This window comes from Pseudomonas sp. NFACC41-3 (genome assembly GCF_900109505.1).
GTDB lineage: Bacteria > Pseudomonadota > Gammaproteobacteria > Pseudomonadales > Pseudomonadaceae > Aquipseudomonas > Aquipseudomonas chlororaphis.
In genome coordinates this window covers 490,332-506,404 of record NZ_FOAE01000002.1, presented here as the reverse complement: position 1 = coordinate 506,404, position 16,073 = coordinate 490,332, and the positions used below count along the sequence as shown (strand labels likewise).

Sequence of the window (16,073 nt, the reverse complement as noted above, 5' to 3'; positions counted from 1 at the left end):
AAAGCCTCCTAAGAATCGGTACTTGGCGTCTGGCTGTTGTCGATATAGGTCTTGTACAGCTGGATAATCTGCGGCCCGGTGGTATTGGCCGGGTTGGGACCCGGCACGTTGTCGCCTTCGCACACACTCTCGAACTGACCGAATATCTGCGACTCATTGCCCTTTTGCGACGCCGGTTGCAGGACGAAGTAGCAGCCGAAACCCAACACCGGTATCGAGGACGACCCATCGTTCTTGCCCGAACAGTCACCGATCACGATCTTGATGATCCGCCGTTCGAACGACCCACCGCTCTGGCAGCCACCACCGCCACCGGCAACGCAGTTGGCGGAGTCCTGCACCCAGTCGTTGTAGTCGTACAAGGCGCTGCCAGCCGCGGACAAATTGCCGCTGCTGGAGGTAACCGCCTGATTGTTGTACTGAATCTGTGCGAGCGCATCGTCGTAAGTGAACGACTTGGGGTTGGTGGTGATCACCAGGTCCGGTGGATAGTCCGCCGCCTTGAGACCGCCGGAATACTCGTTGAAGCGTGTATTGAGGCCCTGCGAGGCTGGCCCCACGGTATTCCCCGGCTTGGTCTGGACATTCGAACCGACGCTGTTGCACTGGCTGATACCGCCAGCCAAGCCCTGCCTGACCGTGCTGCCGCCGGAGCCGAAATCGAGCAATTGGAAGTTGCCGGGGCCAATCGGCGAGCTGTTGCCTGCGGCGGTTTTCAATACCTGCGGATCGCCGAACTGGAACCCCCAGAACATCCCGGTGGACGGGTTGTTTTTCGTCGGGTCGCCGCACACCATCAGCGGCGTGAGGTCGCAAGGGCTGGCGGGGCTGGGTCCGGCGGTAGCGACCGCGCTCACAAACTTGTTACCGACGCCATTGCCCAGGGTCTGAAAGACGCCCCAGAAGAATCCGGCCAGGGAATAGTTGGTGACCGTCACCCGCACGTAACTCGCATTGGCCGGCCCCGGGAAAGAGAAAGGCCCATAGACAGTGGACGCCAACTCCACCGTGGCAAAGCCGCCGACATTGTTGGCGATGGCGGTGGCCAGCTCCTGATTGCCGCTGGCATTGGCATTCAGGGTCAGGGTATTGAGCGCAGCGCTCTGCGCCAGGCTGGCGGCTCCCATAGTACCCATTACCGTACTGAGGGTCTTGGCACCGCTCAGCGCCGCGGCATCCACTGCATTTTGCAGGCGGGACTTGTTCACCAGCATATGGCCGCCATCCAACGCCAGGGCCCCCATTAGCAGCATCGCGGCCAGGGCAATCACCACCAGTACAAGCATTGCGCCGCGCTGCTGCCGTGGAAATGCACTCAATGGCTGTTGGATACGCGCACTCATCATCAAGCCCTCATTGTTCGTCTATGTCGTACCCGATCATTTACAGCTGGGACTTCACAACGTTGACCTCGATCCCGCGGATCACCGTGATCCCGCTATCGCCGCTGGGACGACGCCGGACAATCGGCCGAACCACTGGCGGGGCAGGCACTTCCTGGATCATGGCGACCGGCTCGACCATCGCCGGTTGCTTCTGGTTGTCCAGCGGATTGCGCAGGGCCAGTTGCAGCTTGCCGGCCGCCATCCCCTTGACCAGTTCCTCGGCCTGCTGGGGGGTCATTTCCAGGGTCACGGCGCGCACGACCACCGGTTGGGTCTTGTCGGTACTGGCCGTCTGGTCCACCGCCAGCACCCGCAGGTCTTCCAGGATGGTCTTGGATTCGGCATCGCCGGTATTGCCGGTCTGCCGGGTAGCCAGCACATCGACCCGGTTACCCGGCAACAGGAAGCCACCCACGCCGACCACGTCGTCCACCCGGACCGAGATCGCACGCTTGGTGGGCTCGATCAGCGACGCCAGGGTGCTGCCGCCCAGGTGTTCGGCCAGACGCGCACCGCGCAGGATGTCGCCGCGCAGCATGGAGAAGGTGGCGATCTTGCCCACCACCTTCTCGGTCGCGTCGAAAGCATCCTCGGGCACCGTTTCCTTGGGCATACGGACCAGCGCGACCTGCTGTGGCTCGACCATTTGCCCGAAAGCGATTTCCACGGTCGCCACCACCACGTTCTGCTGGTTATCGTCGGGGGTGGCGTTGAGCCGTGCATTGAGCCAGGTGTTGGCCATCCATGCCGCGCCCAGGCCCAGAACCACGGACAGGGTCACCAGAGTGAAAGTACGAGAACTCATGTCGAAATCTCCTTACTCAAAGAAAGTCGAGCTGGACGAAGTAGCTGTGCCATGCCCACTCCAGTTCCAGGGTTGACAGGGGTCCGCTGGCGCCCACATAACGCTGGCGATCGAGCGCCATGCTCAAGAGATCCCGTGGGTGACAAGGCACCAGCGGCATGTTTTCAGCGCCATAGAGTTCATCCAGGACGTAGCGCAACAGCAGCGGGTCGTATTGGATGTTCAGGCGCTCTGTCTCTTGAATCCAGATACGTTCGTACTCCTCGGGCTTGAGGTAGCCGAACTGCAGCTTGTAGCCAATCCGCCGCAGGAACGCCTCGTCGGCCAGTTCCAACGGGTTCAGGTTGGTGGAAAACACCAGGATCAGGTCGAACGGCAGCTCGCAGTGCCGCCCGCCGCCGAGGTTGAGGAAGTCGCGTTTCTCCTCCATCGGTACGATCCAGCGATTGAGCAATTCCGCGGGCGCCATGCGCTGGCGCCCCATGTCGTCGATGACGAACAGGCCATTGCTGGCCTTGAGCTGCAACGGTGCCTGGTACTGGCGAGTGAAGGGGTCGTAGCGGATATCCAGCTGTTCCATGGTCAGCTCGCCGCCGGTGATGACGATCGGCCGTTCACAGCACAGGAGCCGGCGGTCGATCCCCTCATTGAGCATCAGGCTGTTCTGCGGATCGCCGACATCCAGGCGCCGGTGTACCTGGGGGTCGTAGATCTCGATCACCGCATCGTTGATCGCAATCGCATGGGGCACCCAGACGGACTCGGAAAACAGCCGGATCAAGCGACTGCTGACATAGGTCTTGCCCGTCCCCGCCGGCCCGTAAATCATGATGGCGCGCCCGGAATTCAGGGCCACGCCCAACTGATCGAGCATGTTCTGCGCCAGCACCATGGAGCCGAAGGAAGCCTGCATGTCCCGGGCGCTGATACGGCCATGGTGAATGGTCTGTACCTTGAGCAGCGAGCGATAGGCGCTCACCGGAAAGGGCGCCGCGCCGATATAACCACTGCGCGACAAGGCATCGCGGGCAGCATTGCGGCCGCGCTCGGTCAGCCCGTAGCGCAAGCCCTGGCCACCGGCTTGGCCAAGGATCTCGACCCGGTGATCCTGACGCAGGAAGGTCAGGACTTCTTCAACCACCGCCCCCGTCAGCGCCAGGCGCTCTACCAGTCGAGGCATGTCCAGTACACCCGCATCGTGCAAATGCTTGCAGACCAGGTCTCCGAGGAAATTGTCGGCCAGCCCGGTCTCGAGGATCGTGCGTGGCTGTGGAGCCAGTCGCTGCACTGCTTCCCGGTCATTGCCGGTCGGACGGCTGTTACTGATGGCGTACATAACGTTCTCCTGAGCTACTGGCCAAGGGGCAACCAGAGGTAAAAGCTGGCCAATGTGCCGAGCAGGATCGCAACCGAATAGGGAAATGGTTTGCCGGCCACTTCATCGTCCGCCGGCGAAAAATAGGCCCTGGCTCTCATCATCTGCCAGTAGCGCCCCATGGTCTGTTGAACTTGACCACGTACCAACACAATCAATACCCCGCACGCGCCGCCGGCGATCAGGCTGAAAAACGCAGCCCAGAGGGCGTGCTGCGGCGTGAGAAAAGTGCCAACCATGGCCATGAGCTTGACGTCGCCGGCTGCCATCCCGCCAAAGGCGTACAGGGGAAGAAAAACGGCAAAACCGATCAACATGCCCAGCAGTCCATAACCAAACCCGATGACGCCTGAGGAATAGACCTGGCCGGCAATCCCCAGCCCCAGCCCCACCAGCACCAAGAGGTTGGGAATACGGTGGCGACGAAGGTCGCTCACCACCGCAATCCCCAGCAGTCCCAGCATCAATGCAACAACGAATAATTGCTCTTTGCCCATGACTGCAGCCCTCGGTGGAAGTTGGCGTATTAGCAGACGACACCCTGAACAGCACATCCCAGGCTGGTGATGGCCGTGGCCACGTTGCCGCCCAAGGTGATAAATGCAGCAACAGCGCCCAAAGTGATCAGGCCGCCGGCCACTGCATATTCCACAATGGTCAGGCCGTCTTCGTCTTTGGCGAACTTGATGATCGAAGTCTTGATCGATTGCAGATTCATTTTCCCACCTCACTCAAGTGTTTTTGTTTAAGAGCAGCACTGTCGTACTGCCTGGTTGAACATTAGTCAGGGAAGCATTGGAAGGGTTAGGAGTTTTTTGCTGATCGTTAGGACTTTATTGCTGTTGTTGAAAGATGCAAAAAAGCACCAGGAACAACACAAGAAACAGATGTTTTATCTAAGGAAGGAATAATTGAAGAGTCGCCTTGAAACAGTCTCGCCCTCGATGCAAGACCGGCCTGAGCACTGGCCGACAAAGACAAAAGCCCCGGCCATATTCGCTGCACCCCAACCATAGTGCGAAACGAAGTAAACCGAGGCTTCCATATCAGGATTTGATCTTCACGCGAGCAATACAGCGACGATACTCCTGAAGCTGGAAAGAGAATTTGCAGGCTGCGGCAGAGCGATGGAGCCGTGCTCGGCCAAAGGTCACTTTGACAATTTGAACTCGCTCGAGACCAGGACTGGAGCCATCCGTCATCTACTGTGCGCTGACTGCACATACCGATTGAGAAGGCTCCATCCTGTCCAGGCGAGCGCAGACAGAACAACGGCGGAAACACACATGCACCACAGGTACGGCCTCAGCCCGAGGGAAACCGCTCTTCGCAGCCAGACCCAAAAAGTCTGGCCGCGTACGAGCAACAAGCAGTTCCCGCCCAGGACTGAAGACTCGGCACAACGGCTGTCGTTAGCACACCACGCCCTGAACAGCGCAACCCAGACTGGTGATGGCGGTGGCCACGTTGCCGCCCAGGGTCACGAACGCGGCAACGGCGCCCAGCGTAATCAGACCACCGGCCACGGCGTATTCCACGATGGTCAGACCCTCTTCGTCCTTGATGAATGCCAGCACCGAGGTTTTGATTGTTTGCAGATTCATTTTGTTCACCTCATATATAAGAAAAGTTGCTTTAAGGCGATCAGTATTTGTGCCGCCTGACTGAATCCTAGTCAGGGGCTAACAGAAAGAGTTAGGAGTTTATTGTCGGTTTCTAGGACTTTTTTGCAATGCTTGGCAAGACAGCAAAGAACACCAATGAAACTAAACCTGGCAGAGGGAGTTTTTTTCAGAAAAGGAACTGTTCTCATATAAAACTAAATTGATTCAGCCATGGCCGGTGGTGCAAGAAAAGGCGATCGCAACAGCAAGGAGCTGCCTGTGACTCTTATCTCGCTGTCAGACATAGAAGGTAATCAAGAAAATTTATGAAGCGTTATCAGAACTTGATCCTTTGCCCGCAAAGCCCAGTGGCGATACTGACAGCCCAGGAAGTGACAGTGAGACACCAGGAAGGAATAAGGAAATGAGACCTGAGTCGGCCCAAAAACCCTCTCTTTTATGGTTCGACCTCACGCGTGACCGATCCTCTGAAGAACTGATCGCGCTGTTTCGTCCAGCCTGCGATTGCCAGGTGTCGAAAGATGCGTCCCTGCCCGAAAAGGACACCCATCCTCTACCGGACATGATCTGCATGCACTATGACCGCCCGGACATGCCAGGGCTCAATCTGTTACTGGAGATCAAACACAAGATTCCCTCCATTCCCATCGCCATGTTCACGGTGCAGCACTCCGAAGAACTCGCCGTCTGGGCCATGCGCTCGCGTGTCTGGGAATACATGGTGCTCCCTCTCTCGAGTGCCGAGATCCGGCGCTTCCTGCATGCGCTGAAGCAGCTCTACGAACTGCGCCACAGCAGCGGCCCCGACAACAAGACGCTGCAGATCGAACATGGCCCGTCCCTGCCGGACAGCATCCGACTGACCGTAGAGCACCAGAAACATCAGGCACTCAGCGATGTGCTGCTGTACATCGAGCAGAATTTTCGTGAAAGCATCGACCAGAAAGAGCTGGCCAAGCGTTGCGGCATGACCACGTTTCGCTTCAGCCGGCTGTTCAAGGAGGTCCATGGCCTGGGATTCATGGACTACATCCTGAGCAAACGCATGGATTGCGCCAAGAATCTGCTCGACAACAGCCAGATGCCCATCACCAGCATCGGCTATGAAGTCGGCTTCAAGGACCCGTCCTACTTTGCCCGCGCCTTCAAGCAATTCGCGGGCGCCAGCCCCAGCGAATACCGACAACGCCGAAGAATCCCGGAACGGGTAAAAAAAGAAGAGGCGGAACTGGAGCAAACGCTGTCTCAGGTGATCGACAGCCTGCCGCTGCGTATCGAAGGTCGATGAACAGGCCAGGCATGCCGCTCAGCCCAGCCGGCATGGCGCCTTGGGCCCCGGCAGCCGTGGGCGGTTGCCTGTCTATCTGTCTGCGCTGCGCCTTAGACACTGTCCAGCCGCCTTCCGCTTGAGCATCCGCTCGCCGACACCCCGCCCCGCCATCCTGGCGGGGCCACGGCGTCGTTCGCCGGGCGCTATACCCAGCCGCCATCGACGATGAAGTTTTGCGCCGAGCACATGGCGGACGCATCGGACGCCAGGAACAGCGCCATCTGGGCGATATGCCCGGGCTCCACGCTGCCCGGCAGGCATTGGCTGCGGCTGATCAGCTCGCGGGCGGCATCGTCGACCCACATCGCCAGTTGTTTTTCGGTCATCACCCAGCCGGGCACCAGGGTGTTGACCCGGATCCGCCAGGGTCCCAACTCCCGCGCCAGGGCCCGGGTCATGCCGTGGGTGGCCGCCTTGCTGGCGGCGTACACGGGATAGCCGCTGGAGGCCATCATCCAGCCGATGGAACCCAGGTTGATCACACTGCCGGCGCCGGCGGCCTTCATCATCGGCACCACCGCCTGGCTGGCAAAAAAAGCGTGCTTGAGATTGACCGAAATGAGCTTGTCGAATGCCTGCGCGTCGACTTCTTCCAGACTGTGCCGCACGTCATTGGCGGCATTGTTCACCAGCACCGTGATGGGTCCCAGCGTCTGTGCAAAGCGCCCGATCGCGGCCTGGTAAGCGACCTCGTCGGTGATGTCGCAATGCGCGAACTCCACGCGATGGCCCTGCGCCGATAGCCGGGCCGACAACGCCTCGCCCTGGCTTTGCGCCATGTCCACGAACGCGACCCTGGCGCCCTGCTGTGCGAAGGCGCAAACCAGGGCTTCGCCAATTCCGGAAGCTCCGCCGGAAATCAATACGGTCTTGCCCTCGAGATCCGCGTACACAGCCTGCATGCCAGCCCCTTTTTCAGTGTTCATCATGACAGTTCCCGAGCAGTGTTCATTTCGATTCGACCCTTAAATAGTCTTATTTTATATTGTAAGAATGCCGAATTAAGCGATAAATTTGCCGCTACATCGACAAAATAATGCAAATTAGTAGAACTATTCCACTCAAAACAACAAAAGGAAGTTCAACCATGCCGCACTCTCCCCACCGGCTTTCCAGCCTCGGCCTGTCGCTGCTGCTCGCCAGTTTCGGCGCCCAGGCCGCGGGCCTGTCCAGCGAACACAAGGCCTTTGGCAAGACCCTCGACGGCACCGCCGTCGAGCAATACGTGTTGCGCAACAGCCATGGCCTGCAAGCCACGGTCATCACCTACGGCGCTGTCCTGCAATCGTTGAAGGTGCCGGATAAAAACGGCACCTTCGACGACGTGGTCCTGGGCTTCGATGACGTCCAGGGCTATCAGCGCGGTACCGCGTTCTTCGGCGCCACCATCGGCCGCTACGGCAATCGCCTGGCTGGAGGTGCGTTCGAGCTGGACGGCCAGCGTTACCAGGTGCCGCTCAACGACGGCCCGAACTCGCTGCATGGCGGCGCCCAGGGCTTCGACAAGCGCGTCTGGAAAGCCCGGCCGATCAAGCGCAAGGACGCCGTCGGGGTGACCTTGAGCTACCTGTCCAAAGACGGCGAAATGGGCTTCCCCGGCAACCTGCAAGTCGAGGTCACCTACAGCCTCAACGACAACAACGAGCTGCGCATCGAATACAGCGCCTCCACCGACAAACCCACGGTGCTGAACCTCACCAACCACAGCTACTTCAACCTCGCCGGCGCCGGCAACGGCGATGTGCTCGCCCAGCTCGCCACCCTGCACGCCAGCCACTACACGCCGGTCAACGCCAGGCTGATCCCGACCGGCGAACTGGCCCCGGTCGCCGGCACGCCGATGGACTTCCGGCAACCGACCGCCATCGGCCAGCGCATCAAGGACGATCATCCGCAGCTCAAGTTCGCCGAGCCGAAACAGGGCGGCTTCGACTTCAACTGGGTGCTTGACGCCAAGGGCGACGTCGGCCAGCTCGCCGCCGAAGTGCGCGACCCGCAATCCGGTCGCCGCTTGCAGCTCTACACCAGCGAACCCGGGGTGCAGTTCTATACCAGCAATTTTCTCGACGGCACGCTCAAGGGCAAGGCGGACAAGACCTACAACCACTGGGGCGCGTTCACCCTGGAAACCCAGCACTTCCCCGACTCGCCCAACCAGCCGGACTTCCCCAGCACCCGGCTCAACCCCGGCCAGGTCTACAGCCAGGACACCGTGCTGAAGTTCTCCGCCGACTGAAACGCCAGTGCCGCCCGCCTCTTGCCTACAGATTCGGCAAGGGGACGGGCCGGCCGGCGACGCGTATCGCGCCGCCGGCATCCCTTGCCGCAGCCCCCGTAATCAGCGTTGTTTCATACGGTCGATGACCACCGCCAGCAGCAGGATCGAACCGCGGATCACGTACTGGTAGAAGGTGTCGATGTTTTTCAGGTTCATCGCGTTTTCGATGATCGCCAGGATCAGCACCCCGGCAATCACATGGCGGATCATGCCGATCCCGCCGCTCAACGACACGCCGCCGAGCACGCAGGCGGAAATCACCGTCAGCTCGAAGCCCTGGCCGATCATCGGCTGGCCGGAGGTCATGCGCGAGGCCAGGATCACCCCGGCCAGCGCGCCGATCACCCCGTGCACGGCGAAGATCACGATCTTGGTCCGGTCGACATTGACCCCGGCCAGCAGCGCGGCTTCCTGGTTGCCGCCGATGGCCATGGTGTTGCGCCCGTAGGTGGTGTAGTTGAGCAGCCAGCCGAAGAACAGGAAGCAGCCGATGGTGATCAGGATCGGCACCGGCACCCCGAACAACTGGCCATTGCCGAAGACGAAGAACGACTCCTGGGACACGCCGACCGCCTTGCCGTTGGCGAAGATGTAGGCCAGGCCCCGGACAATCTGCATGGTCGCCAAAGTGGTGATCAGCGCATTGACCCGCAGCTTGGCAATCACGATGCCGTTGATCAGCCCGACCAGCAGCCCCATCAGCAGCGCGGCGCCCACGCCAAGGAGCATGCTGTCGGTGTCGCGCATCACCACCGCCGCGACGACCCCGGCACAGGCGATCACCGAACCGACCGACAGGTCGAAATGCCCGGACGCCAGGCAATAGAGCATGGTGCAGGCGGCGATGCCGGTGGTGGAAATGGCCAGGCCCAGGCCGCGCATGTTCAGCGGCGACAGGAAGTTATCGATGAGCAGAGTGCAGAGCACGAAGATCCCCACCGCCGCCAACAGCATCGCCCAGTTATCGAGCAGGCCACGCAGGTCCAGGGGTTTGCGCGCCGTCGGCAGCGCGTTGTCTTGAGTTGTCATGTTCACCTCTTCAGTTCTCCAGGCCGTCGGCGCGTTGGCGCGGCAAAGCCAGTTGCAGCAGGTTGGATTCATTGGCCTGTTCACGGCTCTTCTCGCCGCGCAACGCGCCTTCGCAGAGCACCAGGATGCGGTCGGAGATACCCATCACTTCCATCAGGTCGCTGGACACCACGATCACCGCGATGCCCCTGGCCGCCAGGTCATGGATGATCTGGTAGATCTCGGCCTTGGCGCCGATATCGATGCCGCGCGTGGGTTCGTCGAGCAGCAGGACTTTCATCGGCATCGACAGCCAGCGGCCGAGGATGGCCTTCTGCTGATTGCCGCCGGACAGGTAGACGATTTTCTGCGCCGCGTTGGGCGTCTTGACCTTCAACGCCTTGATCTGTTTGTCGGCGTTGCCCTTCTCCCAGCCGCCGCGCAACAGCCAGCCAAAGGCCGAATGGGCGCCGCGCGCACTGATGTTGATGTTCTCGGCGACGCTGGAAAGCGGAATGATGCCCTCCTTCTTGCGGTCCTCGGGACACAGCAGCACCCCGGCGGCGATGGCATCGCGCGGCGAGCGCAGGCGCAATGCCTCGCCACACAGCGCCAGGCTTCCGGCGCTGGCCCGCTCGAGGCCGCCGAGCAGGCGCAACAGTTCAGTACGCCCCGCACCGACCAGGCCGAACAGGCCGAGCACCTCGCCCTGGTGCGCCTGGAAACTCACTGGCGCACGCAGGCCCGGCCCCAGCAGGCCGTCGACCTTGAGCGCCACCGCGCCGCGCGGCCGCGGGCGGTAATCGTAGATGTCCTGGATATCGCGACCGACCATGCAGGTAACCAGCTGGTCGTGGGTCAGTGCGCTCATGTCCTCGAAGGTGCGCACGTAGCGGCCGTCCTTGAACACCGTCACCGCATCGCAGATACGGAACACCTCCTCCATGCGATGGGATACGTACAGCACCACTTTGCCTTCGTCCCGCAGGCGCCCGATGATCGCCATCAAGCGCTCGATTTCCCGGGCCGACAGGCTGCTGGTGGGTTCGTCGAAGGCAATCACGTGGGCACCACGGGACAACGCCTTGGCGATTTCCACCAGTTGGCGCTGGCCCAGGGACAGGCGGCCGACCTTCTGGTCGGGATCGATTTCATCGGCCAGCCCCTTGAGGCATTCCAGTGCATGCTGGCGCAGCGCACGGCGGTCGATCACCCCGAGGCTGGCCGGCAGATGGCCGAGGAACAGGTTCTCGGCCACGCTCATGGCGGGCACCAGGTGCAGCTCCTGGTGGATCACCGCCACCCCGCAGGCAATGCTGTCGGCCGCGCACTTGAACGTCATGGTCCGCTCGCCGATCTGCACACTGCCGCTGCTGGGCGTGTAGGCGCCGCCAAGGATCTTCAGCAAGGTCGACTTGCCTGCGCCGTTCTCGCCCATCAGGGCGTGCACCTGCCCCGGCTGGGCGGTGAAACTGATGCCGTCCAGCGCCTTGACCCCGGGGAAGGTCTTGCCGATGCCGTTGAAACACAAACTGGCGCCGGCACTGTGTTGTCGTTTATTCAGTTGCGCGTGCATAACCACCTCATCAAGTCAGGCGGCCCGTGCGAACGGGCCGCCGGGGAAAGTCGACGGCCTTCAGTTCCACAGGCCGATCTTTTCCAGTTCTTGCTTGAAGTTGTCCCGGGTGATCAGCGTCACGTCGTCCATCGCGGTGTACTTGGGCGGCTCCTTGCCGGTGGTGACCCACTCGAACATCATGCTCGCGGTGTTGTAGCCCTCCATGTGCGGGCTGGGCAGCATCGAGCCGAAGAAGCCGCTGTCGGGTTTCTTCAATTCGCCGATGGCGTCGGTGCCATTGATGCCGATGCCGATCACATTGGCCGCGGCGAACCCGGCGCTTTCGGTGGCGCGCACGCCGCCCAGCACGCTGTTGTCGTTCATCCCGCCGATGATCAGGTTCTTCGCCCCGCTGGGCAGCTTGACCAGCGCCGAGTTGGTGGCGTCCATGCTGCCCGGCACGTCGAGGGTCTTGAGCGGCGCGAAGAGGATGTGGTCCTTGGGCAGGCCGGCTTCCTCCAGCGACTTGACCGAGCCGTCGGTGCGTTTTTTACCGGTGTCGAGTTCGTTGTAGGTGGTGATCACCGCGTAGGTGTCCTTCCAGTCCCAGCCGCGCTTCTTCGCTTCGCCGGCCATGGCGGCGCCCTGCTTCTGCCCGACCTCGAACGCGGCCATGCCCAGGTAGGGCACGTCTTCCATGAACTGGCCCTTGGCATCGACAAAACGATCGTCGACGGCAATCACTTTCAAGTCGTTGAGCCTGGCCTTGGCCATGATCGCCGGACCAAGGGACACGTCCGGCGGGCAGATCACGAAGCCCTTGGCGCCGTTGGCGGCGAGGCTGTCGATCGCCGACAGGGTTTTCTCGCCGTCCGGCACGGCGATTTTGATCACGGTGAAGCCCTTGTCCTTGCCGGCCTTTTCGGCAAAGGCCCATTCGGTCTGGAACCAGGGTTCCTCCGCCTGCTTGACCAGGAAACCGATCTTCACCGGCTCGGCGGCAAGCGACAGGCAGCTCAGGCTGGCGGCCGACATGGCCAGGGCGGCACAACACAGGTAACGGATCCCACGACGACGCTTCATAAAGGTGACTCCTTGTTGTTGTTTTTCAGAGTTCGTTGCACACAGGTAAAGCCTGAACGTTATCCGGCAAAGCGATGACAGAGATTCCCGGGGGTATCGACCCGCACGGCCAGCACCGCGCCGTCCAGGGGATGGTCGAGCGGGCTGGCCGCGCTGGTGATGTACAGGGTCTTGAGGTCCGCGCCGCCGAACACGCAACTGGTGGGGCGGCTGACGGGCAGTTCGAGCACCCGGTCGACCTCGCCGTCGGGCGCCAGCCTGAGCAGGCAGCCGCCGTCCCAGCGGGCATTCCAGACATAACCCTCGGCGTCCATCGCCGAACCGTCCGGGACGCCGCGCGGGTGTGGCCCGAACCACGCCTGTGCGGGGCCCAACCGGCCATCGCTGGCGATCGGGTACTGATACAGCGTGCCGTCCAGGCTGTCGGCGAAATACAGGCGGCTGGCGTCCTCGCTCCACAGCAAGGTATTGGGAATCCCCAGGCCCTTTAGCAGAGGCGTGACCCGCGCCTGGGCATCGATGCGGAACAGGCCACCGAAACGCCGCCGCACCGGCAGGTCTTCGCCCCGCTCGCCGATATTGTTCTGCATGGTGCCCAGCCAGAGCCTGCCCTGGGCATCGCAGCGCGCCTCGTTGGCCCGGTTGCCCGGTTGCGGATCGGCCACGCAGAGCAGGCTCAGGCGCGGCGCGGCGGGCGCGGAGTCCAGGTCGAGGCGGTATACGCCACTGCTCAAGGTCACCAGCGCATCGCCGCGCTCACAGGGGATGAAGGCCGACACCGGTTCCGGCAGGTGCCAGGCCCGCAGCTGCCCGCCCCGCAGGCACAAGGCCTGCCGGCCGGCGATATCGACCCAATACAGGGCCTGGCCGGGCGCGTCCCAGAACGGGCCTTCGCCCAGCCGCGCACGGTGTGTGGTCACTGCGGTCCACGACATGAAACCTCCTGCATTGTGTTTGTTTTCAGGTAGGCACTAATGGGTTCGTGTTACAGGCTGTCGCGTGAGGGCCGTCCATCCACCAGGCGCTGGATGCGCAATGGGTTGGCATTCTTCAACGCATCCGGCAGCAGGTTGTCGGGGTAGTTCTGGAAACACACCGGACGCAGGAAACGCTCGATGGCCAGGGTCCCCACCGACGTGCCACGGGCATCGGAGGTGGCCGGATAAGGCCCGCCGTGCACCATCGCGTCACAGACCTCGACACCGGTCGGGTAACCGTTGAGCAGGATGCGGCCAACCTTCTGTTCCAGCAACGCCGTCAACTCGCCAAACTGCACAAAATCCGCCGGCTCGCCAATGAGGGTCGCCGTCAGTTGCCCGCGCAGGCCGTGCAAGGCGGCATTGAGCTGTGCCTGATCAGCCACTTCGACGAACACGGTGGTCGGGCCGAACACTTCTTCCTGCAGCACTTCATCGCCCTCGACCAGCAGGCGGGCATCCGCCTTGAACAGCTGTGGCCGCGCCTGGTTGCCGGCTTGTGGAGCGCCGGCCAGGTGCTCGATACCCGGGTGCGCCAGCAGCTTTTGCAGACCTTTGCCGTAGCTGCCCAGGGTGCCGGCGTTGAGCATGGTCTGTGCCGGTTGATCGCCGATCAGCCGGGCCACCTGCTCGGTGAAGGCGGCGAACTGCGGCGAGCGGATGCCGATCACCAGGCCAGGGTTGGTACAGAACTGGCCGCAGCCCTGCACCACCGAGGCGGTCAGGTCGCGGGCGATCGTTTGCGCCCGCGCTTGCAGCGCCTGGGGCAACACGATCACCGGGTTGATGCTCGACATCTCGGCGAACACCGGGATCGGCTGCGGGCGTGCCGCCGCCATGTCGCACAGCGCCCGGCCGCCCTTGAGCGAGCCGGTGAAACCGACCGCCTGGATCGCCGGATGCTTGACCAGCGCTTCGCCGACCCCACCGCCAAAGATCATGTTGAACACACCGGCGGGCATCCCGCTGGCCTGGGCCGCCCGGACGATCGCATCGGCGACCCGCTCGGCGGTCGCCATGTGCCCGCTGTGGGCCTTGAACACCACCGGGCAACCGGCTGCCAGCGCCGCGGCGGTGTCACCGCCGGCGGTGGAAAACGCCAGGGGAAAGTTGCTCGCGCCAAACACCGCCACCGGCCCCAGGCCGATGCGGTACTGGCGCAGGTCCGGACGCGGCAGCGGCTGGCGCTCGGGCAGTGCCCGATCGATACGCGCGCCGTAGAAATCGCCGCGCCGCAGCACCTCGGCGAACAGCCGCATCTGGCCACTGGTGCGCTTGCGCTCGCCCTGGATCCGCGCGGTGGGCAACGCGGTTTCCCGGCAGACCAGGGCGATGAACTCATCGTCCAGCGCGTCCAGCTCATCCGCCACCGCCTCCAGGAATTGCGCGCGCCGCTGCGCACTCAGGGCGCGGTAGGCCGGGTAGGCCGCCGCGGCAGCGTTGGCGGCGGCGTCGACTTCCTCCGCCGTGGCCTGGTAGAACCCGTGGGGCAAGGCTTCGCCGGTGCTGGCATCGATGCTGTGAAGAATGACGGTGCCGGCGGCGCTGCGCTGGCCGCCGATGTAGTTGTGACCAAGAACCTGGGGCATGCCTGTCTCCTGTTGTTCGTTCAAAGGGCGTCTGCTCAACGAGCGGCGGCTTAAAGAGCGCCGACGCAACCGGGTGCCAGTACCGCGTCGACGCCGGCGATACCGTTGATCAAGGGGGCGCCGAACTCCGCCTGGCTGATTTCGAATACGTCCCCCGGCTGCGTGCGGATTCCGTCGGCGAACGACAGGGTCGCGGTGCCGAAGAAGTGGATGTGCACATCCCCCGGCCGCAGGAACTGGCTGTATTTGAAATGGTGGTACTCAAGGTTCTCCAGGCTGTGGCACATATTGGCTTCGCCACTGAGAAACTCGTTTTGCCACAGCACCTGCCCATTGCGCAGGATGCGACTGGTGCCCGCCAGGTGCCGGGGCAGCTCGCCGACCCGCAGTTCAGGACCATAGCTGCAACTGCGCAATTTGGAATGGGCCAGGTAGAGATAGTTCTTGCGTTCCATCACGTGATCGGAGAACTCGTTGCCCACCGCGAACCCCAGGCGATAAGGCTTGCCGTCATGGCCGATGACATACAGGCCGCCGATTTCCGGCTCTTCGCCGGCGTCTTCGGCAAAGGCCGGCAGGCTGAAGGCCTGGCCCGGGCGCACGACGATGCTGCCGTCGCCCTTGTAGAACCATTCCGGTTGCACGCCGGCCTGACCGGCTGCGGGCTTGCCGCCCTCCACGCCCCACTTGAAGATGCGCATGGTGTCGGTCAGCGCCGTGTCGTCAGCTCCCTGCTGGTGCATCTTGTCCCGCGCCGCGGCGCTGCCCAGGTGAGTCAGCCCGGTGCCGCTGACCAGCATGTGCGCCGGGTCCGGGTGATCCAATGGCGGCAGGACCCTCAGGCTCGCCAGCAGCTCGGCGTAATCGTGGCTGATGCCCAGGCCGAGGCTCTGCACCTGCTCGCGCAGGCCGACACCGGCCTCGATGGCGACCAGCGCCAGCTCGCGCACCGTGTTCACCGATTGCACTTCACGGACCAGAGCGTCCTCGACCACACCGACCCGACGCTCGCCGTTATTCAATTCGAACTGCACTAAACGCATGAACTTTCTCCTCTAGG

15 protein-coding genes are annotated in these 16,073 nt (G+C 62.4%); 2 read left to right on the top strand and 13 right to left on the bottom strand.

All coding sequences use genetic code 11. From position 1 onward, the window contains the following. Positions 1-8: 8 nt before the first annotated feature. The 6 genes from BMY68_RS11705 to BMY68_RS11680 form a co-directional block, all read right to left on the bottom strand. Positions 9-1,346, bottom strand: coding sequence for a TadE/TadG family type IV pilus assembly protein (locus BMY68_RS11705; protein WP_085532068.1), 1,338 nt, complete (start codon positions 1,344-1,346; stop codon positions 9-11). 37 nt (positions 1,347-1,383) lie between these two features. Then, positions 1,384-2,190, bottom strand: coding sequence for a Flp pilus assembly protein CpaB (gene cpaB / locus BMY68_RS11700; protein WP_009045266.1), 807 nt, complete (start codon positions 2,188-2,190; stop codon positions 1,384-1,386). Between the two features lie 16 nt (positions 2,191-2,206). After that, positions 2,207-3,526: an ATPase AAA gene (locus BMY68_RS11695; RefSeq protein ID WP_009045267.1), complete on the bottom strand. Its 1,320-nt coding sequence runs from the start codon at positions 3,524-3,526 to the stop codon at positions 2,207-2,209. Between the two features lie 14 nt (positions 3,527-3,540). Beyond that, positions 3,541-4,062: an A24 family peptidase gene (locus tag BMY68_RS11690; protein WP_009045268.1), complete on the bottom strand. Its 522-nt coding sequence runs from the start codon at positions 4,060-4,062 to the stop codon at positions 3,541-3,543. Between the two features lie 29 nt (positions 4,063-4,091). Further along, positions 4,092-4,283 carry a Flp family type IVb pilin gene (locus tag BMY68_RS11685; protein ID WP_009045269.1) on the bottom strand — a complete coding sequence of 64 codons (192 nt, stop codon included), beginning with the start codon at positions 4,281-4,283 and terminating at the stop codon, positions 4,092-4,094. 694 nt (positions 4,284-4,977) lie between these two features. Beyond that, positions 4,978-5,169: a Flp family type IVb pilin gene (locus BMY68_RS11680; RefSeq protein ID WP_009045270.1), complete on the bottom strand. Its 192-nt coding sequence runs from the start codon at positions 5,167-5,169 to the stop codon at positions 4,978-4,980. Positions 5,170-5,593: 424 nt separating this feature from the next. On the opposite strand from BMY68_RS11680, the gene BMY68_RS11675 reads away from it, so the two are divergent. Beyond that, positions 5,594-6,478, top strand: a complete 885-nt coding sequence (locus BMY68_RS11675; RefSeq protein WP_009045271.1) for a helix-turn-helix domain-containing protein — start codon at positions 5,594-5,596, stop codon at positions 6,476-6,478. A 185-nt stretch (positions 6,479-6,663) separates the two neighbouring features. Here BMY68_RS11675 and BMY68_RS11670 read toward each other — a convergent pair whose 3' ends face one another. Next, a complete protein-coding gene (locus BMY68_RS11670) occupies positions 6,664-7,446 on the bottom strand; it encodes an SDR family NAD(P)-dependent oxidoreductase (protein WP_085532523.1) in 783 nt (260 codons plus the stop codon). A 161-nt stretch (positions 7,447-7,607) separates the two neighbouring features. Between BMY68_RS11670 and BMY68_RS11665 the strand changes: the two genes are divergently transcribed. After that, positions 7,608-8,756 (top strand): aldose epimerase family protein, encoded by a 1,149-nt coding sequence (locus tag BMY68_RS11665; RefSeq protein WP_009045273.1) that lies wholly within the window; start codon positions 7,608-7,610, stop codon positions 8,754-8,756. Positions 8,757-8,858: 102 nt separating this feature from the next. Here the strand turns inward: BMY68_RS11665 and araH are convergent, their stop codons facing one another. The 6 genes from araH to araD1 are packed head-to-tail and all read right to left on the bottom strand — an operon-like array spanning position 8,859 to position 16,056. Beyond that, positions 8,859-9,827 (bottom strand): L-arabinose ABC transporter permease AraH, encoded by a 969-nt coding sequence (araH, locus tag BMY68_RS11660; protein ID WP_085532070.1) that lies wholly within the window; start codon positions 9,825-9,827, stop codon positions 8,859-8,861. Positions 9,828-9,837: 10 nt separating this feature from the next. After that, positions 9,838-11,382, bottom strand: coding sequence for an L-arabinose ABC transporter ATP-binding protein AraG (gene araG / locus BMY68_RS11655; protein ID WP_085532072.1), 1,545 nt, complete (start codon positions 11,380-11,382; stop codon positions 9,838-9,840). A 60-nt stretch (positions 11,383-11,442) separates the two neighbouring features. Beyond that, the gene (locus BMY68_RS11650) at positions 11,443-12,447 is read right to left on the bottom strand and encodes a substrate-binding domain-containing protein (RefSeq protein WP_009045276.1); all 1,005 of its coding nucleotides are present in this window, start codon (positions 12,445-12,447) and stop codon (positions 11,443-11,445) included. 59 nt (positions 12,448-12,506) lie between these two features. Next, complete coding sequence (locus BMY68_RS11645) at positions 12,507-13,382, bottom strand: SMP-30/gluconolactonase/LRE family protein (protein ID WP_085532074.1); 876 nt, start codon at positions 13,380-13,382, stop codon at positions 12,507-12,509. 50 nt (positions 13,383-13,432) lie between these two features. Continuing rightward, positions 13,433-15,013 (bottom strand): aldehyde dehydrogenase (NADP(+)), encoded by a 1,581-nt coding sequence (locus BMY68_RS11640; protein WP_085532076.1) that lies wholly within the window; start codon positions 15,011-15,013, stop codon positions 13,433-13,435. Positions 15,014-15,063: 50 nt separating this feature from the next. Further along, positions 15,064-16,056, bottom strand: coding sequence for an AraD1 family protein (gene araD1 / locus BMY68_RS11635; protein ID WP_085532078.1), 993 nt, complete (start codon positions 16,054-16,056; stop codon positions 15,064-15,066). Positions 16,057-16,073: the final 17 nt, after the last annotated feature.

Bases quoted from the DNA above. Each gene is read 5' to 3' on its own strand.
- BMY68_RS11705 (WP_085532068.1), bottom strand. From the start codon at position 1,346: ATGATGAGTGCGCGTATCCAACAGCCATTGAGTGCATTTCCACGGCAG.
- cpaB (WP_009045266.1), bottom strand. From the start codon at position 2,190: ATGAGTTCTCGTACTTTCACTCTGGTGACCCTGTCCGTGGTTCTGGGC.
- BMY68_RS11695 (WP_009045267.1), bottom strand. From the start codon at position 3,526: ATGTACGCCATCAGTAACAGCCGTCCGACCGGCAATGACCGGGAAGCA.
- BMY68_RS11690 (WP_009045268.1), bottom strand. From the start codon at position 4,062: ATGGGCAAAGAGCAATTATTCGTTGTTGCATTGATGCTGGGACTGCTG.
- BMY68_RS11685 (WP_009045269.1), bottom strand. From the start codon at position 4,283: ATGAATCTGCAATCGATCAAGACTTCGATCATCAAGTTCGCCAAAGAC.
- BMY68_RS11680 (WP_009045270.1), bottom strand. From the start codon at position 5,169: ATGAATCTGCAAACAATCAAAACCTCGGTGCTGGCATTCATCAAGGAC.
- BMY68_RS11675 (WP_009045271.1), top strand. From the start codon at position 5,594: ATGAGACCTGAGTCGGCCCAAAAACCCTCTCTTTTATGGTTCGACCTC.
- BMY68_RS11670 (WP_085532523.1), bottom strand. From the start codon at position 7,446: ATGAACACTGAAAAAGGGGCTGGCATGCAGGCTGTGTACGCGGATCTC.
- BMY68_RS11665 (WP_009045273.1), top strand. From the start codon at position 7,608: ATGCCGCACTCTCCCCACCGGCTTTCCAGCCTCGGCCTGTCGCTGCTG.
- araH (WP_085532070.1), bottom strand. From the start codon at position 9,827: ATGACAACTCAAGACAACGCGCTGCCGACGGCGCGCAAACCCCTGGAC.
- araG (WP_085532072.1), bottom strand. From the start codon at position 11,382: ATGCACGCGCAACTGAATAAACGACAACACAGTGCCGGCGCCAGTTTG.
- BMY68_RS11650 (WP_009045276.1), bottom strand. From the start codon at position 12,447: ATGAAGCGTCGTCGTGGGATCCGTTACCTGTGTTGTGCCGCCCTGGCC.
- BMY68_RS11645 (WP_085532074.1), bottom strand. From the start codon at position 13,382: ATGTCGTGGACCGCAGTGACCACACACCGTGCGCGGCTGGGCGAAGGC.
- BMY68_RS11640 (WP_085532076.1), bottom strand. From the start codon at position 15,013: ATGCCCCAGGTTCTTGGTCACAACTACATCGGCGGCCAGCGCAGCGCC.
- araD1 (WP_085532078.1), bottom strand. From the start codon at position 16,056: ATGCGTTTAGTGCAGTTCGAATTGAATAACGGCGAGCGTCGGGTCGGT.